At 71.7% G+C, this 25,042-nt stretch carries 26 protein-coding genes and 1 riboswitch; of the genes, 13 read left to right on the top strand and 13 right to left on the bottom strand.

Features of this window, described 5'->3' with window-relative positions:
- Nucleotides 1-152 precede the first annotated feature (152 nt).
- The 4 genes from ACZ3X1_RS14720 to ACZ3X1_RS14705 all read left to right on the top strand — a co-directional run bounded on the left by ACZ3X1_RS14720 (nt 153) and on the right by ACZ3X1_RS14705 (nt 4,283).
- The gene (locus ACZ3X1_RS14720; RefSeq protein ID WP_356811455.1) at nt 153-1,142 is read left to right on the top strand and encodes a malate dehydrogenase; all 990 of its coding nucleotides are present in this window, start codon (nt 153-155) and stop codon (nt 1,140-1,142) included.
- Between the two features lie 143 nt (nt 1,143-1,285).
- Nucleotides 1,286-3,007: a hypothetical protein gene (locus tag ACZ3X1_RS14715; protein WP_362625161.1), complete on the top strand. Its 1,722-nt coding sequence runs from the start codon at nt 1,286-1,288 to the stop codon at nt 3,005-3,007.
- Nucleotides 2,994-3,377, top strand: a complete 384-nt coding sequence (locus ACZ3X1_RS14710; protein WP_362625163.1) for a hypothetical protein — start codon at nt 2,994-2,996, stop codon at nt 3,375-3,377. The genes ACZ3X1_RS14715 and ACZ3X1_RS14710 overlap by 14 nt, the downstream gene beginning before the upstream one ends.
- Before the next feature lie 3 nt (nt 3,378-3,380).
- Complete coding sequence (locus tag ACZ3X1_RS14705; RefSeq protein WP_467279937.1) at nt 3,381-4,283, top strand: hypothetical protein; 903 nt, start codon at nt 3,381-3,383, stop codon at nt 4,281-4,283.
- 150 nt (nt 4,284-4,433) lie between these two features.
- Here the strand turns inward: ACZ3X1_RS14705 and ACZ3X1_RS14700 are convergent, their stop codons facing one another.
- Nucleotides 4,434-4,958, bottom strand: coding sequence for a carboxymuconolactone decarboxylase family protein (locus tag ACZ3X1_RS14700; RefSeq protein WP_356811451.1), 525 nt, complete (start codon nt 4,956-4,958; stop codon nt 4,434-4,436).
- 47 nt (nt 4,959-5,005) lie between these two features.
- Between ACZ3X1_RS14700 and pdxR the strand changes: the two genes are divergently transcribed.
- Nucleotides 5,006-6,403: a MocR-like pyridoxine biosynthesis transcription factor PdxR gene (gene pdxR, locus ACZ3X1_RS14695; protein ID WP_467279936.1), complete on the top strand. Its 1,398-nt coding sequence runs from the start codon at nt 5,006-5,008 to the stop codon at nt 6,401-6,403.
- A 144-nt stretch (nt 6,404-6,547) separates the two neighbouring features.
- Here the strand turns inward: pdxR and ACZ3X1_RS14690 are convergent, their stop codons facing one another.
- A complete protein-coding gene (locus ACZ3X1_RS14690; protein ID WP_362625169.1) occupies nt 6,548-7,396 on the bottom strand; it encodes a DMT family protein in 849 nt (282 codons plus the stop codon).
- A gap of 104 nt (nt 7,397-7,500) precedes the next feature.
- On the opposite strand from ACZ3X1_RS14690, the gene ACZ3X1_RS14685 reads away from it, so the two are divergent.
- Together ACZ3X1_RS14685 and ACZ3X1_RS14680 are read left to right on the top strand one after the other, a co-directional pair.
- Nucleotides 7,501-7,803 carry a hypothetical protein gene (locus tag ACZ3X1_RS14685; RefSeq protein WP_356811448.1) on the top strand — a complete coding sequence of 101 codons (303 nt, stop codon included), beginning with the start codon at nt 7,501-7,503 and terminating at the stop codon, nt 7,801-7,803.
- An 8-nt stretch (nt 7,804-7,811) separates the two neighbouring features.
- On the top strand, nt 7,812-9,014 hold the full coding sequence (locus ACZ3X1_RS14680; protein WP_356811447.1) for a glutathionylspermidine synthase family protein: 1,203 nt from the start codon (nt 7,812-7,814) through the stop codon (nt 9,012-9,014).
- 19 nt (nt 9,015-9,033) lie between these two features.
- Here ACZ3X1_RS14680 and rocD read toward each other — a convergent pair whose 3' ends face one another.
- Complete coding sequence (gene rocD / locus ACZ3X1_RS14675; RefSeq protein ID WP_467279935.1) at nt 9,034-10,239, bottom strand: ornithine--oxo-acid transaminase; 1,206 nt, start codon at nt 10,237-10,239, stop codon at nt 9,034-9,036.
- 222 nt (nt 10,240-10,461) lie between these two features.
- Nucleotides 10,462-10,552: riboswitch (ZMP/ZTP riboswitch) on the top strand.
- Between the two features lie 34 nt (nt 10,553-10,586).
- Between rocD and ACZ3X1_RS14670 the strand changes: the two genes are divergently transcribed.
- The 4 genes from ACZ3X1_RS14670 (at nt 10,587) to ACZ3X1_RS14655 (ending at nt 14,854) form a co-directional block, all read left to right on the top strand.
- The gene (locus ACZ3X1_RS14670) at nt 10,587-11,855 is read left to right on the top strand and encodes a serine hydroxymethyltransferase (protein WP_467279934.1); all 1,269 of its coding nucleotides are present in this window, start codon (nt 10,587-10,589) and stop codon (nt 11,853-11,855) included.
- A 183-nt stretch (nt 11,856-12,038) separates the two neighbouring features.
- The gene (gene trpS, locus ACZ3X1_RS14665; protein ID WP_362625174.1) at nt 12,039-13,052 is read left to right on the top strand and encodes a tryptophan--tRNA ligase; all 1,014 of its coding nucleotides are present in this window, start codon (nt 12,039-12,041) and stop codon (nt 13,050-13,052) included.
- Between the two features lie 97 nt (nt 13,053-13,149).
- Nucleotides 13,150-13,746: a 2'-5' RNA ligase family protein gene (locus tag ACZ3X1_RS14660; protein ID WP_362625176.1), complete on the top strand. Its 597-nt coding sequence runs from the start codon at nt 13,150-13,152 to the stop codon at nt 13,744-13,746.
- A 178-nt stretch (nt 13,747-13,924) separates the two neighbouring features.
- Nucleotides 13,925-14,854, top strand: coding sequence for a YihY/virulence factor BrkB family protein (locus ACZ3X1_RS14655; RefSeq protein ID WP_467279930.1), 930 nt, complete (start codon nt 13,925-13,927; stop codon nt 14,852-14,854).
- A 167-nt stretch (nt 14,855-15,021) separates the two neighbouring features.
- Here ACZ3X1_RS14655 and ACZ3X1_RS14650 read toward each other — a convergent pair whose 3' ends face one another.
- Nucleotides 15,022-16,215 (bottom strand): D-alanyl-D-alanine carboxypeptidase family protein, encoded by a 1,194-nt coding sequence (locus ACZ3X1_RS14650; protein WP_467280052.1) that lies wholly within the window; start codon nt 16,213-16,215, stop codon nt 15,022-15,024.
- A 178-nt stretch (nt 16,216-16,393) separates the two neighbouring features.
- Between ACZ3X1_RS14650 and ACZ3X1_RS14645 the strand changes: the two genes are divergently transcribed.
- On the top strand, nt 16,394-16,663 hold the full coding sequence (locus tag ACZ3X1_RS14645; protein WP_356811440.1) for an SCO4848 family membrane protein: 270 nt from the start codon (nt 16,394-16,396) through the stop codon (nt 16,661-16,663).
- A gap of 5 nt (nt 16,664-16,668) precedes the next feature.
- Nucleotides 16,669-17,994 carry a metallophosphoesterase gene (locus ACZ3X1_RS14640; RefSeq protein ID WP_467280051.1) on the top strand — a complete coding sequence of 442 codons (1,326 nt, stop codon included), beginning with the start codon at nt 16,669-16,671 and terminating at the stop codon, nt 17,992-17,994.
- A gap of 72 nt (nt 17,995-18,066) precedes the next feature.
- Here the strand turns inward: ACZ3X1_RS14640 and ACZ3X1_RS14635 are convergent, their stop codons facing one another.
- The 9 genes from ACZ3X1_RS14635 to ACZ3X1_RS14595 all read right to left on the bottom strand — a co-directional run bounded on the left by ACZ3X1_RS14635 (nt 18,067) and on the right by ACZ3X1_RS14595 (nt 24,714).
- Nucleotides 18,067-18,816 (bottom strand): TetR family transcriptional regulator, encoded by a 750-nt coding sequence (locus ACZ3X1_RS14635; protein ID WP_356811439.1) that lies wholly within the window; start codon nt 18,814-18,816, stop codon nt 18,067-18,069.
- Nucleotides 18,817-18,827: 11 nt separating this feature from the next.
- The gene (locus ACZ3X1_RS14630; protein ID WP_467279926.1) at nt 18,828-19,235 is read right to left on the bottom strand and encodes a thiol-disulfide oxidoreductase DCC family protein; all 408 of its coding nucleotides are present in this window, start codon (nt 19,233-19,235) and stop codon (nt 18,828-18,830) included.
- A 21-nt stretch (nt 19,236-19,256) separates the two neighbouring features.
- The gene (locus ACZ3X1_RS14625) at nt 19,257-19,661 is read right to left on the bottom strand and encodes a hypothetical protein (protein WP_356811436.1); all 405 of its coding nucleotides are present in this window, start codon (nt 19,659-19,661) and stop codon (nt 19,257-19,259) included.
- 156 nt (nt 19,662-19,817) lie between these two features.
- The gene (locus tag ACZ3X1_RS14620; protein WP_356811435.1) at nt 19,818-20,369 is read right to left on the bottom strand and encodes a hypothetical protein; all 552 of its coding nucleotides are present in this window, start codon (nt 20,367-20,369) and stop codon (nt 19,818-19,820) included.
- 182 nt (nt 20,370-20,551) lie between these two features.
- Nucleotides 20,552-21,310: a succinate dehydrogenase iron-sulfur subunit gene (locus ACZ3X1_RS14615; RefSeq protein WP_356811434.1), complete on the bottom strand. Its 759-nt coding sequence runs from the start codon at nt 21,308-21,310 to the stop codon at nt 20,552-20,554.
- Nucleotides 21,310-23,064 (bottom strand): succinate dehydrogenase flavoprotein subunit, encoded by a 1,755-nt coding sequence (gene sdhA / locus ACZ3X1_RS14610; protein WP_356811433.1) that lies wholly within the window; start codon nt 23,062-23,064, stop codon nt 21,310-21,312. Before sdhA ends, ACZ3X1_RS14615 begins: the two co-directional genes overlap by 1 nt.
- Nucleotides 23,065-23,087: 23 nt before the next feature.
- On the bottom strand, nt 23,088-23,570 hold the full coding sequence (locus ACZ3X1_RS14605) for a succinate dehydrogenase hydrophobic membrane anchor subunit (RefSeq protein ID WP_362625187.1): 483 nt from the start codon (nt 23,568-23,570) through the stop codon (nt 23,088-23,090).
- Nucleotides 23,571-23,575: 5 nt separating this feature from the next.
- A complete protein-coding gene (gene sdhC, locus ACZ3X1_RS14600; RefSeq protein WP_078628202.1) occupies nt 23,576-23,956 on the bottom strand; it encodes a succinate dehydrogenase, cytochrome b556 subunit in 381 nt (126 codons plus the stop codon).
- Between the two features lie 152 nt (nt 23,957-24,108).
- Complete coding sequence (locus tag ACZ3X1_RS14595; protein WP_467279921.1) at nt 24,109-24,714, bottom strand: 2-oxo-4-hydroxy-4-carboxy-5-ureidoimidazoline decarboxylase; 606 nt, start codon at nt 24,712-24,714, stop codon at nt 24,109-24,111.
- Nucleotides 24,715-25,042 lie beyond the last annotated feature (328 nt).

Here is a 25,042-nt window from a genome sequence, read left to right as displayed (position 1 = left end):
GCCGCGCACCACAGGGACCCGGGGGTTGGGCCGCGCCCGGGTCGGATAGCCTGACCGCGGATGTCTCTTCACGTCAAGATTTACAGGGGAGCGGCGTCCTCCAGCACATGGGGCAGGGACGCCCCACCGCCAGCTGTCTAACGGAGAAGGCCATGACCCGCACTCCTGTGAATGTCACCGTCACCGGCGCCGCCGGCCAGATCGGCTACGCGCTGCTCTTCCGTATCGCGTCCGGTCACCTGCTCGGCGCCGACGTGCCGGTCAAGCTCCGCCTCCTGGAGATCCCCCAGGGCATGAAGGCCGCCGAGGGCACCGCCATGGAGCTCGACGACTGCGCCTTCCCGCTGCTCGCCGGCATCGACATCTTCGACGACCCGAACAAGGGCTTCGAGGGTGCCAACGTCGCGCTGCTCGTGGGCGCCCGCCCGCGCACCAAGGGCATGGAGCGCGGCGACCTGCTCGCCGCCAACGGCGGCATCTTCAAGCCGCAGGGCCAGGCCATCAACGCGCACGCCGCGGACGACATCAAGGTTCTCGTCGTGGGCAACCCGGCCAACACCAACGCGCTCATCGCGCAGGCCGCCGCCCCGGACGTACCGGCCGAGCGCTTCACCGCGATGACCCGCCTGGACCACAACCGCGCGATCTCGCAGCTGGCCGCCAAGACCGGTGCCGCCGTCTCCGACATCAAGCGCCTGACGATCTGGGGCAACCACTCGGCGACCCAGTACCCGGACATCTTCCACGCGGAGATCGCCGGCAAGAACGCCGCCGAGGTCGTGAACGACCAGGCGTGGCTCGCCGACACCTTCATCCCGACCGTCGCCAAGCGCGGCGCCGCGATCATCGAGGCCCGTGGCGCGTCCTCCGCCGCCTCGGCCGCCAACGCCGCCATCGACCACGTGCACACCTGGGTCAACGGCACCGCCGAGGGCGACTGGACCTCGATGGGCATTCCGTCGGACGGCTCCTACGGCGTCCCGCAGGGTCTTATCTCCTCCTTCCCCGTCACCTGCAAGGACGGCAAGTACGAGATCGTCCAGGGCCTGGACGTCAACGAGTTCTCCCGCGCCCGCATCGACGCCTCCGTCCAGGAGCTGTCGGAGGAACGCGACGCGGTCCGCGAGCTCGGCCTGATCTGATCCGTAATTCCCCACCGAGGAGCGCGGACACCGGCGCCACCTCGGCGAGGAGCACGACCCCAAGCGCCCCGGCCCCCACAGGCCGGGGCGCTTTGGCGTGATTCCGCCTGTCGCAAGTTGTAAGGGAAATCTAAGGTCGGTCGGTGACCGAGAGCCCGATTCCCCGCCAGTACACAGGCGCCCCGCCGGACGACCCCCGCACCGGCCGTCCCCCCGTCGACCCCGCGGTCAGCGAGGCCGGCCGGTTCCTGTGCGCGGGCACCTACCTCGACGCCGGGTACCGCGACCGCGTCATCGAGGAGCTGTACGTCCACGAGGAGCGCATCGTCGCGCCCTCCTACGGCTTCGACGCCTCGCGCGTCCTCGCCCACGCCCTGCGCGCCCGTCGCGCCGAAATCGGCTGGGCGGTCGGCATACTCGGCGCCTGGTTCGCGGGGTCCCTCCTCACCGGGGGCGCCCTCGTGGTGGTCCTCTTCCCCTTCCTGCTGCTGAGCCTCGCCGGCTGGCTCAGGGCCCGGTCCGGGCTGCTGCCGCGCCTGCTGGCCCTCGTCGTGCGGATCTACGCCTGGTGGAACCTCGCCGTCATCGTCGTCCTCGTCCTCGGCATCTGGCTGGCCCTCCTCGGCGCCTTCGGCGACGAGGACGAGGGCCCCATCGGCCTCGGCGCGCTGCTCTTCTCGCAGGGCATCGGCGGCCCGGCGGCCGGCTTCGTCCTCGGATGGGTCCCGGCGGTCTTCGCCGCGGTCGTCACCGTCGTAGGACTCCAGCGCGGCCACGTCGCCCGGACCATCGCCACCGACCTCAACCGGGAGCGCTACGCCCACCGCTCCGCCGACCCGGCGGAAGCGGAGCAAGGCGTACGGTTCGCCCGCGTACGGCAGCGCATCCTGCACGAGCAGCACGCGCCGATGATCATGTACGACATCAACGACCCGTTCGTCGGGGCCGGTGAGGCGTACCGCCCCTGGCAGGTGTCCTTCGAGCTGCGCGCCCGCGAGGACCTCGAAGCCGGCCGCGAACCGGAGCCGCTCACCAACGCCCGCATCGTGGAGCGGATCGTGCCGCTGCTGGAGCGGCTGCGGGTGCCGTCGCAGCACGGGTCCCCGCAGGCCGAGGCCGCCGTCCTGGACCGCATGCGCGAGCTGGTCGTGGACAGCTGTGTGTTCCTGCCGGGCGGAGGGCTGGACCACCGCGACGAAGGCCCGCACCTGCGGGCCGACTTCGAGGCGCACCGGGCCGCCGCGATCGAGGAGGGCGGCGAGCGCCGCCGGTACTTCCTGCGCGTCCGGGTCGGCGGCTGGGACGAGAACCTCGTCGTCACCGTGTTCGTACGGGTCCACACCCAGGGCGGGATGATGATGGTGGAGGTGGCGCCGCACGTGCTGCTGCCCGTCCACGTCGCCTTCCACAACGCGGACGCTGACGCCCACCGCTACCTGAACAACAGCCGGTTCGGGAAGGCCGTCTGGGCCCTGCGGCACACGCCCGCCTCCTTCACGGCCGCCCTCGTCACCCTGGGCCGCGGCATCGCGAGCTGGTGGCGGATCGCCACCGCCGGCAACGGCGGGGCCCGCCCGGAGGGGCCGCGGGCGTCGGTGCGCGAACTCGCCGCGCAGGACAACGGATCGCTGTTCCACCTCATGGACCTCGACCGGTACCTGAAGACCATTCAGGACCGGATCGTCGCCGGCATTACCGTGGTGCTGGACGAAGCCGGCTGGCACACCGAGGCGTTCGCGCGGCGCGCCGACGTCTACGTCGGCGCGGGCGGCACGTACATCGGGTCGATGCACGACAGCGCTGCCAGCTTCGGCGGCAGCGGGAACCACAACAGCACACACAGGGGGAGCCATGGCAACAGGTGACGGGGGCGCACACGAGCCCGCCGTGCGGATCGGCAGCGTCCACGACAGCGCGTTCAGCATCGGCGGTTCGGGCAACACCAACACCGTCCACCAGGGCGGTACGGGAGCGGACGCGCCCGGCGCGGCGGAGCTGCTGGAGGCGGTGCTCGCCCTGCGCCAGGCCCTCGTGCGGGAGGCACCGCGCGGCGCCGACCGGACCGCGCTCGACGCCGAACTGGACGGGGTCGCCGAGCAGCTGGAGGGCACCGAGGAGATCCGGCCCGGCCTGGTCACCCGGCTGCGCGAGGCGCTGGAGCGGTGGGCCCCGCTGGTGGAGTCGGTGAGCGCGGCCGCTGCCCTGGGCAGCCTGCTCGGCGCGCTGGGGGGCTGATACGTGGCTCCGGCACAGCCGCCGTCCGGCCCGCGCCGCTGGGACGCGCAGGCACAGCGCTGGGTGGTCGACCAGGCGCCGGCGGGGCCCCCGGCGGGGGCCCCGCCGGGTGGCGTCCAGGGCCTGCCGCCGCTCCCGCCGCAGCCGCCGACCGCGCCCACGCCTCCGTACGGGCCTCCGCCCGCGCCGCCGCAGCCCGGCCACGGGACCGCCGACGGGCCGCGCGGCCGGTGGCTGACCCCGGCGACGGCGGGCATCGCCGTCGCCTCCGTCGCGATCGGTGCGGCCGCCGTGTGGTTCGTGGCCCGGGACACGGGCGACGCGGACCGCGCGGGGGAGAAGAACGGGACGGTGACCTCGGGCGCGCCGACGGTGTCCGGCGGCCCGTCCACGGCCACCGGCGTCCCGTCCACCGGCGGCGGACCGACCCGGACGCCCACCCCGAGCCCCACCGCCACCGGCCCCGGCGCGGGAGCCCACGAGACGAAGCAGGACGCGGCGGGCTTCACCATCGCCGTCCCGGCGGGCTGGGCGCGCGAGGAGCTCAAGGAGGGGGTGTTCTACCGCTCGGCCGACCGGAGCGCTCTGATCCAGGTGTTCCGGGTGTCGGAGCCGGAGCTCAGCCCGCTCCAAGCGGTCAAGCAGGCCTCCACTTACCTGCGGGGCGGCACCCGGGGATACGAGGAGATCAGCGTCGGCCCGGTGTCCGGCAGCCCGAGCGCGGCCGAACTCGTCTACCAGTACGACAGCGAGGAGTCGCGCGGGGTGCGGCGCGGCGTCGAACGGGTCTTCCTCGCGGCGGACGGCACCAAGTGGGCGCTGCTGACGGCGGGCCCGGTCGCCGAGTGGCAGGTCACGCAGGACCACCACGCGGCGGCGCTGGCGGCGTTCCGCCCGACGGGCTGACGGGCTGACGGGCTGACGGGCTGACGGGCTGACGGGCCGGCCCGGCCGGTTCGCCCGTGCCCGGCCGGTTCGCCCGTGCCCGGCCGGTTCGCCCGTGCCCGGCCGGTTCGCCCGTGCCCGGCCGGGCCGCCCGCGCCCGGCCGGGTCGGGTCAGCTCTTGTACATGCCCGGCTTGTAGTGGCCCGGCACCATGCGCGTGGTGACACCGATGCGGTTCCACACGTTGATCGTCGCGATGACGGCGATCAGCTGGGCCAGCTCGCGCTCCTCGAAGTGCGCCGCGGCCTTCGCGTACACCTCGTCGGGCACGAAGCCGTCCGTCAGGACCGTGACGGCCTCGGTGAACTCGATCGCGGCGAGTTCCTTCTCCGTGTAGAAGTGCCGCGACTCCTCCCAGGCGCCCAGCTGCACGATCCGCTCGATGCTCTCACCGGCGGCGATCGCGTCCTTGGTGTGCATGTCGAGGCAGAAGGCGCAGTGGTTGACCTGGGAGGCCCGGATCTTGACCAGCTCCACCAGGGACGGCTCCAGTCCCTTGCGGGCGGCGATTTCCAGGGCCAGGACGGCCTTGTAGACCTCGGGGGCGAGCTTCGCCATGTGCATGCGCGGGGTGTGCTCGGGGGCGTGGTCGTGGGTGGGCGAGTGGGTCTGCCGGTTCTCTGCGGTGGTCGTCATGTGATCCACACTAGGAGCGAGGCGGCCCGCCGATATGGTCCATGTCCATGACGGATCCTTGGGCCACTTTCGGAGCCGACCTGCATCTGGACCTCTCTGCCGGGCGCGGCCTTCGGGCCGGGCTCACCGAGGCGCTGCGGGAGGCCGCGCGCAGCGGACGGCTGGCGGCCGGCACCCGGCTGCCGTCCTCCCGGACCCTCGCGGCGGACCTGGGCATCGCCCGGAACACGGTCGCCGAGGCGTATGCCGAGCTCGTCGCGGAGGGCTGGCTCACGGCTCGGCAGGGCTCCGGCACCCGGGTCGCCGAACGGGCCCGCCCGCGCCGGGCCGCGGCGGCCGTCCCCGTACGCCGCCCCGCGCGGAGCGGGCCCGCGTACAGCCTGATCCCCGGCACCCCGGACCTGGGCGGCTTCCCGCGCGCGGCCTGGCTGTCGGCGGCCCGGCGGGCGCTGACCGCCGCCCCGAACGAGGCCTTCGGCTACGCGACCGACGGGCGCGGCCGCGTCGAGCTGCGGCAGGCGCTGGCGGGTTACCTGGCGCGGGCGCGCGGGGTGTACGCGGACCCGGACCGGATCGTTCTGTGTGCGGGCTTCCTGCACGGGCTGCAGCTGCTCGCGGCGGTGCTGCGGGGGCGGCGGGTACGGGAGGTGGCCGTGGAGGGGTACGGACTGGACTTCCACCGGGACGTGCTGGTGCGGGCGGGGCTGCGGACCGGGCCGCTCGGGGTCGACGGCGAGGGGGCCCGTACGGGCGAGCTGACCGCGGCGGCGGGCGCGGTGCTGCTGACCCCGGCCCACCAGTTCCCGACGGGCGCGGCCCTGACCCCGGCCCGCCGCGCGGCCGCGGTCGACTGGGCCCGGACCACCGGCGGGCTGATCCTGGAGGACGACTACGACGGCGAGTTCCGCTACGACCGGCAGCCGGTGGGGGCCCTGCAGGGCCTGGACCCGGACCGGGTGGTGTACCTCGGCACGGCCAGCAAGTCCCTCGCCCCGGGGCTGCGGATCGGCTGGATGGTGGTCCCGCCGTGCCTGCTGGAGGAGGTCACCGCGGCGAAGGGGTACACGGACTGGACCTCCAGCGCGGTGGACCAGCTCACGCTGGCGGAGTTCATCCGATCCGGGGCGTACGACCGGCACGTGCGCGGCATGCGGCTGCGCTACCGGCGGCGGCGGGACGAGCTGGTGGCGGCGGTGGCCGGCCGGGTGGTGGGGGTCTCGGGGATCGCGGCGGGCCTGCACGCGGTGCTGGACCTCCCGGCGGGCACGGAGCGGTCGGTGCTGCAGTCGGCGGCCTGGCAGGACCTGGCCCTGCACGGCCTCTCCGCCTTCCGCCACCCGCAGGCGGAGGTCGCGCCGCGGGACGCGCTGGTCGTCGGCTACGGGACACCGTCGGACAGTGCGTGGTCGCCGACGCTCGCGGCGCTCGCCGCCTCGCTGCCGTGACCCTGCGGGGCGCGCAGCCGCCGGCGGGGCGCCGCCCCCCCCGGACCCCCGCGACTCACACGCCGGCGGGGCTGCTCTGCCAGGACCGCGGGCTCGGGGGCAGCGCCCCCGCAACGGTGCGGTGGGCGGGAAACCGGGCTCCGCTCAGGCAAGTGGTGGTGCTGGGGCCGGTGGCGACTTCGGTTCGCCGAAGCGGGAGAGCGCCAGGGAGCCGGCGACGGCCACCGCGAAGCCCGTCACCGCCAGCCACGTCAGGCCCTCCCGGGTGCGGTCGCCGAGCCAGACCACGCCCACCACCGCCGGGCCGACCGTCTCGCCGAGCACCAGGCCGGCCGTCGCGACCGTCACCGAGCCGCGCGCCAGCGCCGAGGTCAGGAGCAGGAACCCCGCCGCGCCGCCCAGCAGCAGCGCGTACAGGGCCGGGTCGGCGAAGTCCCACACCGAGTCGATGAGCCGCACCGAGACCTCCACCACGCCGAAGCCCGTGCCCGACCCCAGACCGAGGACCAGTGCCCGCGGCCCGTCCGGCAGCCCGCCCGCGACCGCCCCGACCAGCAGCACCAGCACCGCCACGCCCAGCAGCCCCAGCTTCAGTGCGAGCGAACCGGTCCCGGCGCCCTCCTCCCCCGCGGAGAGGCCCAGCATCAGCAGCCCCGCGCACACCACGCCCACCGCGGACCACTCCGCCGGGGACAGCCGCACCGCCATCAGCCTCGACGCGACCACCGCCGTCACCGCCAGGCTGGCGGCCAGCGCGGCCCCGACCACGTAGATCGGCACGTGCCGGAGCGCGATGATCTGCAGTACGAATCCGGCCGCGTCCAGGCCGAGGCCCAGGACGTAGCGCCACTGCCGCGCGGCCCGCAGGAACAGCGCCGCGTCCACCCCGGACCCGCTGCCCGGCTCCACCGCCCGCGTCGCGACGGCCTGCAGAACGGACGCCGTGCCGAAGCACACCGCCGCACCCAGCGCGCAAATCATCCCAATCAGCACGAACTGACTCTAGGTCACGGATCTCACGGCGGCCGGATTCCATTGGCCGGGGAGCCCGTTCTAGTCTGTCGGGAGCACGCCAGGCCCCAGGGGGAGCAGCAGACATGGACAGCAGCAGCACCAATCAGCGCCGGATGCGCTCCGGAGCCGTCGCCCTCGGAGGCATGGGCCTGCTCGCGGCCACCCTCGTGGCCTGCGGCAGCAGCGACGAACCGGACCGCCGCTGCGCCTCCCGTTCCACGCTGGAGCACCTGAACAACAAGGAGTGCAAGAGCGGCGGCACCGGCGCCTACTACTACGGCGGCCACGTGGCCGCCGGCAAGGTCTCCGGCGGCAGCTTCGACAAGTCCGCCGTCACCCGCAACGGCATCGGCGGCCACTCCAGCTCCGGCTCCAGCGGCGGCTGACCGAGACGATGCAGCGGCACACCATCGAGCCCCGCCCCGGCTGGCAGAAGACGGTCGAGGAGCAGGGGCTGATCTACCCCCTGACCCGCTACCCCGACGACTCCCTGCGCCCCTACTGGGACGAGAGCGCCTACTACTCCTTCTCGCTCCCCGAGGTCGAGGCCCTGGAGAACGTCGTCGAGGAACTGCACGCCATGTGCCTGGCCGCAGCCGCGCACATCGTCGAGCACGACCGCTTCGCCGATCTCGGCATCACCGACCCCAAGCTGGCCGCGCTGATCGCCGAGTCCTGGCGGCGGCGCGCCGAACAGCCCTCCCTCTACGGCCGTTTCGACCTGCGCTACGACGGCAGCGGCAGCCCGGCCAAGATGCTGGAGTACAACGCGGACACCCCCACCTCCCTCGTGGAGGCGGCCAGCCCGCAGTGGTTCTGGATGGAGGAACGCTTTCCCGGCGCCGACCAGTGGAACTCCCTCCACGAGCGCCTCGTCGACGCCTGGCGCCGCCAGGCGGAGCTGCTGGCGCCCGGCCCGCTGCACTTCGCGCACTCCGAGACCGACGAGCTCGGCGAGGACCTGATGACGGTCGCCTACCTCCAGGAGACCGCGGACCAGGCCGGCCTGGAGACCCACGCCCTGTCCGTCGAGCAGATCGGCTGGGACAGCCTGTCCGGCCGGTTCGTCGACGAGAAGCTCCGCTTCATCCGCAGCTGCTTCAAGCTCTACCCGTGGGAGTGGCTGGCCACGGACGAGTTCGGCCCGCAGGTCCTCGGCACCTACGACCACGGCGGCGGCTCCGGCACCACCTGCTGGATCGAACCGCTGTGGAAGATGCTGCTCTCCAACAAGGCGCTGCTCGCGATCCTGTGGGAGCTCTTCCCGGAACACCCGAACCTGCTGCCCGCCTACCTCGACGGCCCGCGCGAGCTGGCGGAGCCCGGTTCGGCCGGGTACGTGGCCAAGCCCCTCCTCGGCCGTGAGGGCGCCGGCGTCACCCTGCACGAGCCGGGCCCGGACGGGCAGCCGTTCGTACCGGAGCCGGGCGAGCGGTACTGCTTCCAGGGGCTGGCCCCGCTGCCCGACTTCGACGGCAACCGGGTGGTGCTCGGCGCGTGGGTCGTCGAGGACGAGGCGGCGGGGCTCGGGATCCGCGAATCGGCGGGGCCGGTCACGGACGAGTACGCCCGCTTCCTGCCCCACGTCATCCTCTGAGGGCGGGTCGGCCGGCCCGCTACGCCGACAGCACCGACCGGAGCTGTTCCAGCCCCCAGTCCAGGTCCTCCTTGCCGATCACCAGCGGGGGGGCGATCCGGATCGTCGACCCGTGGGTGTCCTTCACGAGCACGCCCCGCTCCATCATCTTCTCGGAGATCTCCCGGCCCGTTCCGCGGGAGGGGTGGAGGTCGACGCCCGCCCACAGGCCGCGGCCGCGCACGGCGGTGACGGCGCCCCCGCCGACGAGCATGCCCAGCTCGCGGTGGAGGTGGTCGCCCAGTTCGGTGGCCCGCTGCTGGTACTCGCCGGTCCGCAGCATCGCGATCACCTCCAGCGCGACGGCGCACGCGAGGGGGTTCCCGCCGAAGGTGGACCCGTGCTGGCCGGCCCCGAACACCCCCAGCACGTCCCGGTCGGCGACCACCGCCGACACCGGCACGACACCGCCGCCGAGCGCCTTGCCGAGGATGTAGACGTCGGGGACGACGCCCTCGTGCTCGCAGGCGAAGGTCTTCCCGGTCCGGCCGAGCCCCGACTGGATCTCGTCCGCCATGAAGAGCACGTTCCGCTCGCGGGTCAGTTCCCGTACGCCGCTCAGGTATCCGGCGGGCGGCACCAGCACCCCCGCCTCGCCCTGGATCGGCTCCAGCAGCACGGCCACGGTGTTCTCCGTGACGGCGTGGGACAGCGCGGTGAGGTCCCCGTACGGGACGATCTCGAAGCCGGGCGTGTACGGGCCGAAGTGGTCGCGTGCCTCGTGGTCCGTCGAGAAGGAGACGATCGTCGTGGTCCGCCCGTGGAAGTTGTCGGCGGCCACCACGATCTTGGCGTGGCCGTCCGGGACGCCCTTGACCTCGTAGCCCCACTTGCGGGCGGTCTTCACCGCCGTCTCCACCGCCTCCGCACCCGTGTTCATGGGCAGCACCATCTCCTTGCCGCACAGCGCGGCGAGTTCGGTGCAGAAGTCGGCGAAACGGTCGTGGTGGAAGGCGCGCGAGGTGAGCGTGACCCGCTCCAGCTGGTCCCGTGCGGCGTCGATCAGACGGCGGTTGCCGTGCCCGAAGTTGAGCGCCGAGTACCCGGCGAGCATGTCGAGGTACCTGCGGCCTTCCACGTCGGTCATCCACGCGCCTTCCGCGGACGCGACGACGACGGGCAGCGGGTGGTAGTTGTGCGCGCTGTGCGCGTCGGCGGAGCGGATGGCATCAGCTGTTGTCGACACGGGGTCTCCGATCGTCCGTCTGGCCGGTGAAGCGGTGACGAGGGTGGCGTCACCTTCTTATCGTCGCTCGTATCCCGGACGCAGAAACCTGTTCCGCGGCGCGCCCGCCGGGTGAGTGAGTCCGCGGTGGCCGGGCGGGGCCACCGCGGGCGAACGCGGCAGATGTGCGTGCATGCCCCCTCCCCGCAGGCGACACTGCGGACTGGCTCATCTAGGGTGTTCGGTACGCACGGCGACTGGCGTACGGAGAACCAACTCCGGGGGAGTCGTGCGCGCTCGACCGCATACAGGGCCGCTCGCCTGGGCCTCGCGGGGTACCGATCACATCGACCCCGGAGGAGCCCGCCATGTCCGCGAGCCGCCATCCCGCCCTGTCCGCGACCGATCCCGAACTGGCGTCCTACGTCGCCGCGGAGGAAGTCCTCCAGGCGGAGACGCTGCGCCTGATCCCCAGCGAGAACTACGTGTCCGCGGCCGTCCTCGAAGCCTCCGGCACCGTGCTGCAGAACAAGTACAGCGAGGGCTACCCCGGCCGCCGCTACTACGAGGGCCAGCAGAACATCGACCGGGTCGAGGCCCTCGCGATCGAGCGGGCCAAGGGCCTGTTCGGGGTGGACCACGCCAACGTGCAGCCGTACTCCGGCTCCCCGGCCAACCTGGCCGTGTACCTGGCCTTCGCGCAGCCCGGCGACACGGTCATGGGCATGGCGCTGCCGATGGGCGGCCACCTGACGCACGGCTGGGGCGTCTCGGCGACGGGCTCGTGGTTCCGCGGCGTGCAGTACGGCGTCCGCACCGACACGGGACTGATCGACTACGAGGCCGTGCGCGAGCTGGCCCTCGCCGAGCGGCCCAAGGTGATCTTCTGCGGTGGCACGGCCCTGCCGAGGACCATCGACTTCGCCGCCTTCGCGGAGATCGCGCGCGAGGCGGGCTCGGTCCTGGTCGCGGACGTCGCCCACATCGCCGGCCTGATCGCGGGCGGCGCGCACCCGTCTCCGGCCGGCCACGTGGACGTCATCTCCACCACGACCCACAAGACCCTGCGCGGTCCGCGCGGCGCGATGCTGATGTGCCGCGAGGAGCACGTGAAGGCGATCGACAAGGCCGTCTTCCCCGGTCTGCAGGGCGGCCCGCACAACCAGACGACGGCGGGCATCGCGGTGGCGCTGCACGAGGCGGCGCAGCCGTCCTTCGTCCGGTACGCGCACGCCGTCGTGGCCAACGCCAAGGCGCTGGCCGCGGCACTGCTGGAGCGGGGCTTCGACCTGGTGTCGGGCGGTACGGACAACCACCTGATCCTGATCGACCTGACGGGCAAGGAGGTGCCGGGCAAGGTCGCGGCCAAGGCGCTGGACCGGGCGGGCATCGTCGTGAACTACAACACGGTGCCGTTCGACCCGCGCAAGCCGTTCGATCCCTCGGGGGTGCGGATCGGCACGCCGTCGCTGACGTCCCGGGGGCTGACCACGGAGCACATGCCGGTGGTCGCCGACTGGATCGCCCGCAGCGTGGACGCGGCGGCCAAGGGCGACGAGCCGGCCCTCGCCACGATCCGCGCGGAGGTCGCCGACCTCATGGCCGCCTTCCCGGCCCCGGGCCTGCCGCTGTCGTAGTCCTGCGGCACCACTGCCGGGGGCTCCGCCCCCGGCCCCCGCGCCGCAATCGCCTGCGGGCTGAAAATCCGGCCCCGCCGGCGATTGAGGCGCGGGTGTGGGCAGCGGCCACGGGCATCGCGCAGGGGACGGAACCGGCCGACGGCGGGCACGAGCCCGTCCCGCACCTGAGAGAATGGGGCCATGGCTTCTGATCGTCCTCGCGCGCTCTCCGGCATCCAGCCCACCTCCGGTTCGTTCCACCTCGGGAACTACCTCGGAGCCATCCGCCAGTACGTCGCCCTCCAGGAGACGCACGACGCGTTCTACATGGTCGTCGACCTGCACGCGATCACCATGCCCCAGGATCCGAAGGACCTGCGCGCGAACACCCGCCTCTCCGCCGCGCAGCTGCTCGCCGCCGGCCTGGACCCGGAGCGCTGCACGCTCTTCATCCAGAGCCACGTCCCCGAGCACGCGCAGCTCGGCTGGGTGATGAACTGCATCACCGGTTTCGGTGAGGCCAGCCGGATGACGCAGTTCAAGGACAAGTCCGCCAAGGGCGGCGTCAACAGCGCCAGCGTCGGCCTCTTCACGTACCCGATCCTCCAGGTCGCCGACATCCTGCTGTACCAGGCGAACGCCGTCCCGGTCGGCGAGGACCAGCGCCAGCACATCGAGCTGACCCGCGACCTGGCCGAGCGCTTCAACGGCCGCTTCGGCCGGACCTTCACCCTCCCGGCGGCCCACATCGTCAAGGAGGTCGCGAAGATCTACGACCTCCAGGACCCGGCGATCAAGATGTCGAAGTCGGCGTCGTCCCCGAAGGGCCTGATCAACCTCCTCGACGAGGCCAAGGTCACCGAGAAGAAGATCAAGAGCGCGGTCACCGACACCGAGGCCGAGATCCGGTTCGACACCGAGAAGAAGCCCGGCGTCAGCAATCTGCTCACGATCTACTCCACCCTCACGGGTGAGTCGATCCCCGCCCTGGAGGAGAAGTACGCCGGCAAGGGCTACGGCGCGCTGAAGACGGACCTGGCCGGCGTGATGGTCGATTTCGTCACACCCTTCAAGCAGCGCACCCAGGAGTACCTGGACGACCCGGAGACCCTGGACTCCATCCTGGCCAAGGGCGCGGAGAAGGCCCGCGCGGTGGCCGCGGAGACCCTCGCGCAGGCGTACGACCGGCTGGGTCTGCTGCCCGCCAAGCACTGACGAACGCACCTACGGAAAGACGGCTCTGGCACGAAGAGGGGTCCTGGCCGCACACTGGGGCGGCAGGAGTCCACAGGGACAAGCGGAGGAGAGATTCGTGGGGACCGTAACGCTCGGCGTTTCGATCGCGGTCCCGGAGCCGTACGGCAGCCAGCTCCAAGAGCTGCGCGCGGGCTTCGGGGACGCCGCCGCGCACGGCATCCCCACGCACGTCACCCTCGTACCGCCGACCGAGGTGGAGGCGGACCGGCTCCCGGCGATCCGGGCCCACCTGACCCAGGTGGCGGCCGCCTTCCGCGCCTTCCCGATGCGGCTGGAGGGGACGGGAACCTTCCGGCCCGTCTCGCCGGTCGTCTTCGTCCGGATCGCCGAGGGTGCCGCGGGCTGCACCCGGCTCCAGGGCGAGGTCCGCGACCCCTCCGGGCCGCTCAGCCGCGAGCTGGCCTTCCCGTACCACCCGCACGTCACCGTCGCCCACGGAATCTCCGAAGAGGCGATGGACCTGGCGTTCACCACGCTGGCCGAGTACGCCGCCGAATGGGTCTGCGCCGGGTTCGCCCTCTACGAGCAGGGCTCCGACGGGGTCTGGCGCAAGCTGCGCGAATACCCGTTCGGGAAGGGGCCCATAGGCGTTCCGGCGCAGCCGGGTTCTCCCGTGGACCAGTCCGCCGGGGCAACCGTACGGCCTTCCTGACGGAGCGGGCGCAGGGTCAGCCGGGCGGTGCGCCGGGCACGGAACCTCAGCCTCCGCAGGACCAGGGTGTGGAACGGACGCCCCGTCGAGGGCGCTGGGCGAAAAGTCACAATCGACGACCGTAGTCCCTGAAACCGACAATCCCGGCTATTTCCGGCGTCTCATTTACGGTGACCCCATGGACTGGCTGACGAAACTCCCGGTGGTCGGGCCGCTGGCGGGTCGTCTCATGAAGACGCACGCGTGGCGCTCCTACGAACGCCTCGACCGCGTGCACTGGACCCGGCTCGCCGCCGCGATCACCTTCATCAGCTTCCTCGCGCTCTTCCCCCTGATCGCCGTGGCCGCGGCGGTCGGGGCGGCGCTGCTCAGCGACGAGCAGCTGGACAAGCTGGAGAAGGCCTTCGCCGAACAGGTCCCCGGCATCTCCGACCAGCTCGACATCGGGGGACTCGTCGCGAACGCCGCCACGATCGGCCTCGTCGCCGGCGCCCTCCTCCTCTTCACCGGCATCGGCTGGGTGGGCTCGATGCGGGACTGCCTGCGCGCGGTGTGGGAGAAGGACGACGAGGACGAGGGGAACCCCATCGTCCGCAAGGGCAAGGACGGGCTCGTCCTGCTCGGCCTCGGCGCAGTGGGCCTGGTCTCGGCGGCGGCCTCGATCCTCGGGTCCAGCGCGGTCGGGAAGTCCGCCGACCTGCTGGGCATCCCGCGCGAGGGCCCGGGCGGCGCGCTGCTGCGCGCCTTCGCCTTCCTCGTCGGCGTGGTGGCCGCCTTCCTGGTGCTGCTCTACCTCCTGACCCTGCTCCCCGGCGTCGAACCGCCCAGGCGCCGCCTGATCGAGGCGGCGCTGATCGGCGCCGCCGGCTTCGAGCTGCTGAAGCTGCTCCTCAGCGGCTACATGCGCGAGGTCGCCGCCAAGAGCATGTACGGCGCCTTCGGCGTGCCGATCGCCCTGCTGCTCTGGATCAACTTCATGGCGAAGCTGCTGCTGTACATCTCCGCCTGGACGGCCACCCGCGGCGACGGGGACGGCGAGGGGGAGTCGGACGGTGACGGCGCCGAGGCTCCCCCGCCGGCGGAGCAGGAGTCGGCCGCCGGGCGGTGAGGTGCGCGAAACCCCGGGTGCGGGCTCGGAGAACCCGTTCGGGTGAACCCGTGGCACGGGACCGATCGGCCGGGCCGCCCCTGGAGCGCTCATGTCCGTCTCCCGCCGTACGCGCGATTTCCTGACCACGACCGCCGCCGCACTGCTCCTGTCCGGGCCGGAACCTCCTAGACGAGCTCCTCGTCGTGGCCCAGGCTGCGCCGGCCGCGGGGCCAGCGGCGGTTGACCACGAAGGCGCCGCCCGCCAGGACGGCGAGCGCACCGCCCGCGACGCCCAGCGCGGTGCTGACACCGCCGGCCGGGCCCACGCCGTGTCCCGACGCGTTGTTCTCGTGCGACTGGGCGGGCGAGCCGTGCGGGGAGGTGTCCGCGCTCTTCGGCGGCACCAGCTCACCCACCGGCTTGACCTTCCCGGCCGCGGCGAAGCCCCAGTCGAAGAGCGCGGCGGTTTCCTCGTAGACCGAGTTCGCGCCGCCCGCACCCGGGTTCATCACGGTGACCAGCAGCTTCCGGGAGCCCTGCTGCGCCGCGCCCGTGAAGGTGGAGCCCGCCATGGTCGTGTTGCCGTTCTTCACCCCGGCGATGCCCTTGTACGGAGAGATGCCGCCCACGCCCGTCATCAGCCGGTTGGTGTTCTGGATCTCGAAGTAGTCCCGCGGCTTACCCGGCTCCTGCAGGCCGGGGAACTTCGCGCTCGCCGTGCCGCAGTACTCCCGGAAGTCCTGCTTCTGCAGTCCGGAGCGGGCGATCAATGTGAGGTCGTACGCGCTCGACACCTGGCCCGGGGCGTCGTACCCGTCGGGCGACACCACGTGGGTGTCCAGCGCCTGGAGCTCCTCCGCGTGGGCCTGCATGTCCTTGACGGTCTTCTCGACGCCGCCGTTCATGGCCGCAAGCACGTGCACGGCGTCGTTCCCCGACCGCAGGAACACCCCCAGCCACAGGTCGTGGACGGAGTACTCGTGGTCCTCCTTGACCCCGACCAGGCTGCTGCCCGGGCCCACGCCGTCCATGTCCTGGTCGGTGACCTTGTGGACCTGCTCCTTGGGCAGGCCCGGCAGCAGGGTGTCCGCGAAGAGCATCTTCATCGTGGAGGCGGGGGGCAGCCGCCAGTGCGCGTTGTACGCCGCCAGGACCTCGCCGGACTCGGCGTCCGCCACGATCCACGACCGGCCGGTGAGGTTGGTCGGCAGGGCGGGCGCGCCGGGCAGCAGGTTCACCTGCGTCCCGGGCTGGCCGAGCAGGGACCCGCCGACCGTGGACATCGACGCGGGTGGTGCGGGCGCTGCCGGAGCCTTGGCGGCCCCGCCCTTCCCGTCGGCCGGCGGGGTCGGCGCGGCGTCCGCGGGCGCCACCAGCATGGTGGGCACCAGCAATGCGGCGATGAGGACCGTCAGAGCGGTCGTCTTGGCAGACACGCAGGTGAAAGTACATCCCGATGAGCTGGACGGCGTCGCGGACCGGCCCGTTCGCGGCAACCAACCCCGGGACAGCCCACCCCGGCGCGTCCGTCCCGGGGAGGAAACCGATACTGAGGACATGAAACTCAGCCGTGCCGCTTCCTGGTTCCTGCTCGCCTTCGGAGTGTGGACCTGGTTCATCTGGGTGTCTTTCGTCCGGAACCTGTGGAAGAACGGCAGTGGCCTGGCCTTCGACACCGCGGGCGACCCCACTGCCTACTTCTGGGTCCACCTGGCGCTCGCGGTGTCGTCCTTTCTCCTGGGGACGGCGGTCGGGGTGATCGGGTTGCGTGGGGTCCTGGCGCTGCGGCGCGGATCACGTTCCGGCGCCGAGGGCGGTGCGGCATGACGATCGTGATCTTCGCGCTGGTCGCACTGGCGGTCTGCGCCCTGCTGGTCGCGGTGCACCGCTGGCTGTGGATCCGGCTGGTCCGTGACACCACCGCCCCCGGCGGCCTGCCCCGCCGCGTCGGCACCGCGTTGACCATCGCCCTGCCCCTCCTGTCCGTGGCCGCCCTGACCGCGGGCCGGGCCGGGGCGCCCTTCTGGTTTCAGCAGACGGTGTCCTGGCCGGGGTACCTGTGGCTCGCGGTGCTCCTGTACCTGACCCTGACGATGCTGGTCGCAGAGCCGATCCGCGCGCTGTTGCTCCGCCGTCTGGCCCACCGCGACCCCTCCGGGGCGGTAGCGGCACCTCCGTCGGCGCATTGCGCTCCTTCGTCCGCCACCGCCGAATCCGGCACGGCCACGGCCACCGCGTCGTCGTCCTCCGCCGGGGCCGGGGCGGAGCCCGGCGCGGTGCTGGCCGCGGACGGCGCGCCCCGGGGAGCGGTCCCGGCGGCACCGGGCGGCGGCCTCAGCCGGCGCACCTTCGTCGCGCGCACGGTGGGCGGCGCGGCCGCCGCCGTCGCCCTCGGCACCGTCGGCAACGGCGCGTACGGAGTGCTGCGCGGGCCCGGTGTGCGGCGCGTCCAGGTCCCCCTGGCCAAACTGCCGCGCGCGGCCCACGGCTTCCGGATCGCCGTCGTCAGCGACGTCCACCTCGGCCCGGTGCTCGGGCGCGCCCATGCCCAGCGCATCGTCGACACGGTCAACCGCACCCAGCCCGACCTCATCGCCATCGTCGGCGACCTCGTCGACGGCAGCGTCCCCGACCTCGGGCCGGCGGCGGAGCCGCTGCGCGGGCTGACCGCCCGCCACGGCTCCTTCTTCGTCACCGGCAACCACGAGTACTTCTCCGGCGCCGAGCAGTGGGTCGAACACGTCCGCGAGCTCGGCCTGACCCCGCTGGAGAACGCCCGACGCGCCCTGCCGCACTTCGACCTCGCGGGCGTCAACGACATCCAGGGGGAGCGGGAGGAGAGCGGCCCCGACTTCCAGGCCGCCCTCGGCGACCGCGACCGGACTCGGGCCGCCGTCCTCCTCGCCCACCAGCCGGTGGTCATCCACGACGCCGTCCGGCACGGCGTCGACCTGCAGCTCTCCGGACACACCCATGGCGGGCAGCTCTGGCCCGGCAACTTCCTCGCCGAACTCGCCAACCCCACCGTCGCCGGGCTGGAGCGCTACGGCGACACCCAGCTCTACGTCTCCCGCGGGGCCGGTGCCTGGGGGCCGCCGGTCCGCGTCGGCGCGCCGTCCGACATCACAGTCGTCGAACTCGCCTCGTACCAGGCCTGACCCGCCCCGATCGCCAACCGGCCGCGCACGAACCGAACTTCCGGCGGCTGATATTCCGTGAGGGGACATCCGTCAATGGGAGCTCGACCGGTTCTCATCGGATGAGGGCTGCGGGTCCGAGGCCTTGCGCCGGCCGGCCGCCGTCTGGGCCATGCCCGGCAGGAAGTCCGCGAACAGCTCGTGGACCTCGCGCACCAGTGGCCGCAGCACGCGGAAGCGGGCCAGCACGATGCCCCGCGTCGTGAGCTGCGCGCCGCGTTCGGCGAGCCGCCGCGACTTCTCGCTGTCCGGGGAGCGGTCGAAGACCCAGTACAGGACCAGGCCCATCTGCGAGAGCCACATCAATTCCGGCAGTACGTCGGCCAGCTCGGCCGGCACCTTGGTCTTCGCACCCGCCAGCACCTCGCGGTGGATGTCGATCGCGGCCTTGCGCGCCGGTTCCGACTCCGGTGAGAAGGGGCTCAGCGGACTTTCGGGGTCCGCCGCGTTCTTGAAGAACTGAGAGGCGAACTCGTGGTACGGGGCGCCGATGTCCAGCCAGCTCGTCAGTACGCCCGCGAGCCGCTTCTGCAGGTCGGTCTCGTTGTCCAGGATGGGCCGGACCGCCGCCTGGTGGGCGGCGCTGATCCGGTCGTAGAAGCCCTGGACCAGGTGTTCCTTCGACTCGAAGTAGTAGTAGGCGTTGCCGACCGAGACACCGGCTTCCTTCGCGATGCCCCGCATGGTCGTCTTGTCGAAGCCGCGCTCCTGGAAGAGGCGGAGCGCGGTTTCGAGGATGAGCGTGCGGGTCTGCTCGCTCTTGGGAGCCTTCTGATCAGTCACGGTGTATGAGCCTATCGGGGGGCGGGGCACTGGTCGTCACAGGCCGGTCCCCCGACGGCCCCGGACTGCCCGTCGGTGCGCACGGCCTGCCGCCACGCGGAGGCCGTGAACATGGCGGCCCGGGCGAACGGGCGGCCGGCCGGCGTCGCCAGCCAGTTCGCCTTCGGCCGGTGTTCGACCAGTGCCCACAGGCACACGATGAAGGCGTCGGTCCCGGTCCACACCTGCCCGGAGTCCCCCACGGCGGTGATCTCCCGGAGCGTCGAGGCGTGGTCGAGCCGCGGGAACCGCCGCCGCGCCTCCCAGGACGCGGCGGGGACCAGGGTGATCGGGAGGAGCCGGCGCTGCGCGAGCAGCCAGTGCCGGATGTGCACGCACAGCGGGCAGTCGGCGTCGTAGAGGACGGTCAGGTGCCGCACGGCCCCGGTGTGCGCCACGGCTCAGGCCCCGACCGGCGCGGTCCACCCCTGCGGGGCGACGGGCGGGGTCTGCTGGCGCTCCATGATGCCCCGGCGGCGCATCCTGTTCAGCGCCCATACGTTGCCGAGGTGCATGACGCCCAGGACCAGCAGGACGACGCCGAGCTTGACCGAGAGCGCCTCGAAGAGGGCGCGGGCGGTGTCGACCTCCTCGCCCGAGCGCAGGTAGAGGGTCACGAACCCGATGTTGACGAGGTAGAAGCCGACCACGAGCAGCTGGTTGACGGCGTCCGCGAGCTTCTCGTTGCCCTGGAGGACGTCGCCGATGAAGACGCGGCCGTTGCGGCTGAGCGTGCGCGCCACCCAGACGGTGAGGCCGATGCTGATGAGCAGGTAGATGACGTATGCGACCACGGTGAGGTCCACAGCCTCAGCCCCCTTGAACGTGTTCAAACGCTGACGTCGATGACTCTAGGGCCTTTTTTGAACAAGTTCAAGCGAGTGTCCGCTCGCGTCGGACGTCCCGGGAACGCGCGCGGGCCCCGGCCGTGAGGCCGGGGCCCGAAGCGTCGCGCGTGACCCTCACATGCTGAGCGCACGCGCGTGGTTGAGCTGCGACATCACCCAGTGGTAGGTGTTCACGTCCACCGCCGGGATCATCGTGGAGTGGTGGCGGCCGCCACTGGTCACCGTGACCTGGATGTAGCCGGTGGTGGTCTTCTCCTTCATCAGGAGGAAGAGCAGGCCGAGCAGGCAGAACAGGAAGAAGACGATCGCCAGCACGATGGCGTGGGGCGGGATCTTCTCCTCGGTGCGCGAGAAGTCGGTCGCGTTCCACATCGCGCCCCTGAGCGGCATGGGGCCCGACGGGGTGATGATCTGATCGCCGGCGATCGTGATGTCGCCGAGGGCGAAGCCGGCGCCGCCGACCGGCGCGGCGGGGTATCCGCCGGGGACGGACATGCCCGCGCCGCCGATGGTCGGCTGGTACGCCGGGGCCGCCGGGTAGGGCTGGGGGTATCCGTAACTGGCTTCGCCGGGACCCCACTTGTAGTCGCCCTGGCCGGGGACGCCGGGCGGGCCGCCCTGACCGGCGGGATCGCTCGTGTACGGGTTCGGCTGCTGCTCGCTCATACGGCCGATCCTTCCACAGGCACCCCCGCCGTGTATCCCGGGTTCAGCAGCTCGGTGGCCCCGGCCGGAGGACCGCCCGACCAGCCGGCTGAACCGCCGCTGTCGGCCTCGCCCGCGACGCACGAGGGCCCCGCCCCCGGACGACCGGGGACGGGGCCCTCGTACGGGCAGGGACCGGGAGGTCAGAAGCGGCGCGTGATCAGCGCACGCTTGACTTCCTGGATCGCCTTGGTGACCTCGATGCCGCGCGGGCACGCGTCGGTGCAGTTGAAGGTCGTGCGGCAGCGCCACACGCCGTCCTTGTCGTTCAGGATCTCCAGCCGCTGCTCGCCGGCCTCGTCACGCGAGTCGAAGATGAAGCGGTGCGCGTTGACGATCGCCGCCGGGCCGAAGTACTGGCCGTCGTTCCAGAACACCGGGCACGAGGACGTGCACGCGGCGCACAGGATGCACTTGGTGGTGTCGTCGAAGCGCTCGCGGTCCTCGGCGGACTGCAGGCGCTCGCGCGTCGGCTCGTTGCCCTTGGTGACCAGGAACGGCATGACGTCCCGGTACGCCTGGAAGAAGGGCTCCATGTCGACGACGAGGTCCTTCATCACCGTGAGGCCCTTTATGGCCTCGACGGTGATCGGCTTCTCGGGGTTGATGTCCTTGATCAGCGTCTTGCAGGCGAGCCTGTTCTTGCCGTTGATCCGCATCGCGTCCGAGCCGCAGATGCCGTGCGCGCACGAGCGGCGGAAGGTCAGCGTGCCGTCCAGGTCCCACTTGATCTTGTGGAGACCGTCGAGCACGCGCTCCTTCGGGTCGATCTCGATCTGGAAGTCCTGCCACTGCGCCTCGTCCGAGATCTCGGGGTTGAAGCGGCGGATCCGGAAGGTGACCGTGATGTACGGGGAGGCCGCGGACGCCTCTTCCGTCTTGTCCAGGGTGGGGGTAGCCATCAGTACTTACGCTCCATCGGCTGGTAGCGGGTCGTGACGACCGGCTTGTAGTCGAGCCGGACCGAGTCCGAGCCGTCGGCTCCGACCTCGCGGTACGCCATGGTGTGGCGCATGAAGTTGACGTCGTCGCGGTTGGGGTAGTCCTCGCGGTAGTGACCGCCGCGGGACTCCTTGCGCGCCAGGGCGGACACGGCCATGACCTCGGCCAGGTCGAGCAGGTTGCCCAGCTCGATGGCCTCCAGGAGGTCCGTGTTGAAGCGCTTGCCCTTGTCCTGGACGGACACGTTCTTGTAGCGCTCGCGCAGCTCCGCGATCTTCTCGACCGCGGTCTTGATGGTCTGCTCCGTGCGGAACACCATCACGCACGCGTCCATCGTCTCCTGGAGCTCCAGGCGCAGGTCGGCGACCCGCTCCTTGCCCGTGGAGTTGCGCAGGTGCTCGACGAGGTCGACCACCTGCTGCGCCGGGTTCTCGGGGAGCTCGACGTAGTCGTTCTCCTGCGCGTACTTGGCGGCGGCGATACCGGAGCGCTTGCCGAAGACGTTGATGTCCAGCAGCGAGTTGGTGCCCAGGCGGTTCGCGCCGTGCACCGACACGCACGCGACCTCGCCGGCCGCGTACAGGCCCGGGACGACGGTGGTGTTGTCCGCCAGGACCTCACCCTCGACGTTGGTCGGGATGCCGCCCATGGCGTAGTGCGCGGTGGGCTGGATCGGAATCGGGTCCGTGTACGGCTCGATGCCCAGGTAGGTGCGCGCGAACTCGGTGATGTCCGGGAGCTTGGCGTCGAGCTGCTCCGGCGGGAGGTGCGTGAGGTCCAGGTACACGTGGTCACCGGCCGGACCGCAGCCGCGGCCCTCACGGATCTCGGTGTAGATGGAGCGCGAGACGACGTCACGGGACGCGAGGTCCTTCATGACCGGCGCGTACTTCTCCATGAAGCGCTCGCCGTCCTTGTTGCGGAGGATGCCGCCCTCACCGCGGGCGCCCTCCGTCAGCAGGATGCCCATGCGCCAGATGCCCGTCGGGTGGAACTGGAAGAACTCCATGTCCTCCAGCGGCAGGCCGCGGCGGTAGCAGGCCGCCTGGCCGTCACCCGTGAGGGTGTGCGCGTTGGAGGTCACCTTGAAGAACTTGCCGGTGCCGCCGGAGGCGTAGATGACGGCCTTGGCCTGGAACACGTGGATCTCGCCGGTGGCGAGCTCGTACGCGACCACACCGGCCGACTTCTTGACGCCGTCCTCCTCGACCAGGAGCTGGTCCAGGACGTAGAACTCGTTGAAGAACTCCACGCCCTCCTTGACGCAGTTCTGGTACAGCGTCTGGAGGATCATGTGACCGGTGCGGTCCGCGGCGTAGCAGGACCGGCGGACCGGTGCCTCGCCGTGGTTGCGCGAGTGGCCGCCGAAGCGGCGCTGGTCGATGGTGCCGTCCGGGGTGCGGTTGAACGGCAGGCCCATCTTCTCCAGGTCGAGGACCGCGTCGATGGCCTCCTTCGCCAGGATCTCGGCGGCGTCCTGGTCGACCAGGTAGTCACCGCCCTTGACCGTGTCGAAGGTGTGCCACTCCCAGTTGTCCTCCTCCACGTTCGCCAGCGCTGCGGCCATGCCGCCCTGCGCGGCGCCCGTGTGGGAGCGGGTGGGGTAGAGCTTCGTCAGCACCGCGGTGCGGCTGCGCTTGGTCGCCTCGATGGCGGCGCGCATGCCGGCGCCACCTGCGCCGACGATGACGGTGTCGTACTTGTGGATCTTCATTGGTTTCGCCTCAGCCCCGTTGCCTAGCGGATGTTCGGGTCGAAGGTGAAGATCACCAGCGTGCCCAGAAGGATGGTGAACACCGTGGCGGTGTAGAGCAGGCCCTTCAGCCACAGCCGCGTGTTGGCACGCTCCGCGTAGTCGTTGATGACGGTACGCAGGCCGTTGGCGCCGTGCAGCATCGCCAGCCACAGCATCAGCAGGTCCCAGACCTGCCAGAACGGGGACGCCCAGCGGCCGGCCACGAAGGCGAAGCCGATCTTGGAGACGCCGCCGTCGAGCACCAGCTGGATCAGCAGGTGGCCGATGACGAGGACGACGAGCACGATGCCCGAGAGGCGCATGAAGAGCCACGCGACCATCTCGAAGTTGCCGCGGGTCGAGCGGGGCGTCTTGCCCGTGCGCTTGCGCGGCGCCTCGATGTAGGGCGCGGGGTTGTCCACGTCGTAGAGGGAAACACCCTCCACGTCGCCGATGGCCTTGGCGGAAGAAGTGTCAGAGGACATGCGCGTCACTTCCCGAACAGTTCAGCGGCTGCGTGGCCGAGTACGGGGTAGAGGGCCCCGACCATCAGCACGACCCAGATGCCCACGACCCACCAGAGCATCGTCTTCTGGTGGCGCGGGCCCTTGGACCAGAAGTCCACGGCGATGACACGGAGACCGTTGAGCGCGTGGAACAGGATTGCGGCGACGAGGCCGTACTCCAGCAGCGCGACGATCGGAGTCTTGTAGGTAGCCACGACATCGTCGTACGCCTCGGGTGAGACGCGGACGAGAGCGGTGTCGAGGACGTGTACGAACAGGAAGAAGAAGATGAGGACGCCGGTGACTCGATGAGCCACCCAGGACCACATTCCTTCCCGGCCGCGGTACAACGTTCCAGCCGGCACGGAAAACCCTCCGGAAGCGGGGCGGGGGCCAGCCGGCTTCTTTGTCGGTCGGGCCCGGCCGGGTACGGTCCACCGGCCCCGGACATCGTAGCGACGAGTTGTCGGTTCCCTCGCCCGGGGTCCGGCTGTGTGATCAAACAGGCACGTACGGGCTATCCCACAGGGGCGAATAGCCCGGTTTCGACCGTAGGGGCCCCGTCGGAGCGGGTCAGTCGGCGCGTCACGTCCAGGAGCCGGGACTGCGCGACACGGCGCAGCTCGTCCGCGGAGAGCGAGCGCTCCTCGTCCACCTCGTGCCCCATCCGCCGGCGGATCGCCTCCAGCAGCTGGTCGGCCTGCTCCTCCGGCGGGTGCCCGTCCAGGCAGATCACGAAGGCGTGGCCGAACTTGCGTTCGTACTCCGCGTGGGCCGCGTCGAGCGCCAGCAGCGCCGCGTAGGACGCCCCGTGGTCCAGCTCGGCCGAGTGCTCCGCGGCCAGCGCCTCGGTCAGATCGGTCTGCGAGAGGTCGTACGAGGCCTCGTCCGCGGCGGCGAGCAGGGCACCCGCGTCGGGGTAGGGGCGGTGTGCCGCCACCCGGTGCGCCCAGCGGCGGCTTCCGCAGCAGTGCAGGAGGACCGCCCGGGCGGCCCCGGGGGACAGGGCGTTGAACCGCGCCAGTCCGGGGCCGTGGGCCGGGTCGGGGCAGCCGCGGGCCTGTGCCGGAAGGTGGCTGGACAGCGGGGGGCTCCTCGGGGCGTGGCGCGGGTGTCCCGCCACGCTATCGACGCAGGGCGCGGTGTGTCGTACCCATGCGGGGATTTCACCCGGAAGTGAACCGAAAGGATGACGTGAGCGCCACGGACAGGCATGGTGGGATGCCCGAAAGGGGGAGGGCGACCGAGGCCGCCACCCCCCACAGGAGAGGCCCCGGCCGCCATCCGTCACGGGCTCGTGCGACAAGCCCGTACCCCTGTCAGCGCCAGGGGTGCGTTTTGTGTCACACCTCGCTCCGCGCAGGATTGGTTGCACGTTGTATCACTCGTGGACGAGAGGTGCTTGAAGGCCGTAACGTGCTGATTTGCGCCACACGTACAGGACAGTGAAC

It is taken from the genome of Streptomyces sp. NPDC023541 (assembly GCF_055559995.1).
Note: the sequence above shows the minus strand (reverse complement) of the source record. Positions and strands in the feature narration are given on the sequence as shown.

Bases quoted from the DNA above. Each gene is read 5' to 3' on its own strand.
- ACZ3X1_RS14720 (WP_356811455.1), top strand. From the start codon at position 153: ATGACCCGCACTCCTGTGAATGTCACCGTCACCGGCGCCGCCGGCCAG.
- ACZ3X1_RS14710 (WP_362625163.1), top strand. From the start codon at position 2,994: ATGGCAACAGGTGACGGGGGCGCACACGAGCCCGCCGTGCGGATCGGC.
- ACZ3X1_RS14700 (WP_356811451.1), bottom strand. From the start codon at position 4,958: ATGACGACCACCGCAGAGAACCGGCAGACCCACTCGCCCACCCACGAC.
- pdxR (WP_467279936.1), top strand. From the start codon at position 5,006: ATGACGGATCCTTGGGCCACTTTCGGAGCCGACCTGCATCTGGACCTC.
- ACZ3X1_RS14685 (WP_356811448.1), top strand. From the start codon at position 7,501: ATGGACAGCAGCAGCACCAATCAGCGCCGGATGCGCTCCGGAGCCGTC.
- ACZ3X1_RS14680 (WP_356811447.1), top strand. From the start codon at position 7,812: ATGCAGCGGCACACCATCGAGCCCCGCCCCGGCTGGCAGAAGACGGTC.
- ACZ3X1_RS14670 (WP_467279934.1), top strand. From the start codon at position 10,587: ATGTCCGCGAGCCGCCATCCCGCCCTGTCCGCGACCGATCCCGAACTG.
- trpS (WP_362625174.1), top strand. From the start codon at position 12,039: ATGGCTTCTGATCGTCCTCGCGCGCTCTCCGGCATCCAGCCCACCTCC.
- ACZ3X1_RS14655 (WP_467279930.1), top strand. From the start codon at position 13,925: ATGGACTGGCTGACGAAACTCCCGGTGGTCGGGCCGCTGGCGGGTCGT.
- ACZ3X1_RS14650 (WP_467280052.1), bottom strand. From the start codon at position 16,215: ATGCTGGTGGCGCCCGCGGACGCCGCGCCGACCCCGCCGGCCGACGGG.
- ACZ3X1_RS14645 (WP_356811440.1), top strand. From the start codon at position 16,394: ATGAAACTCAGCCGTGCCGCTTCCTGGTTCCTGCTCGCCTTCGGAGTG.
- ACZ3X1_RS14620 (WP_356811435.1), bottom strand. From the start codon at position 20,369: ATGAGCGAGCAGCAGCCGAACCCGTACACGAGCGATCCCGCCGGTCAG.
- ACZ3X1_RS14615 (WP_356811434.1), bottom strand. From the start codon at position 21,310: ATGGCTACCCCCACCCTGGACAAGACGGAAGAGGCGTCCGCGGCCTCC.
- sdhA (WP_356811433.1), bottom strand. From the start codon at position 23,064: ATGAAGATCCACAAGTACGACACCGTCATCGTCGGCGCAGGTGGCGCC.
- ACZ3X1_RS14605 (WP_362625187.1), bottom strand. From the start codon at position 23,570: ATGTCCTCTGACACTTCTTCCGCCAAGGCCATCGGCGACGTGGAGGGT.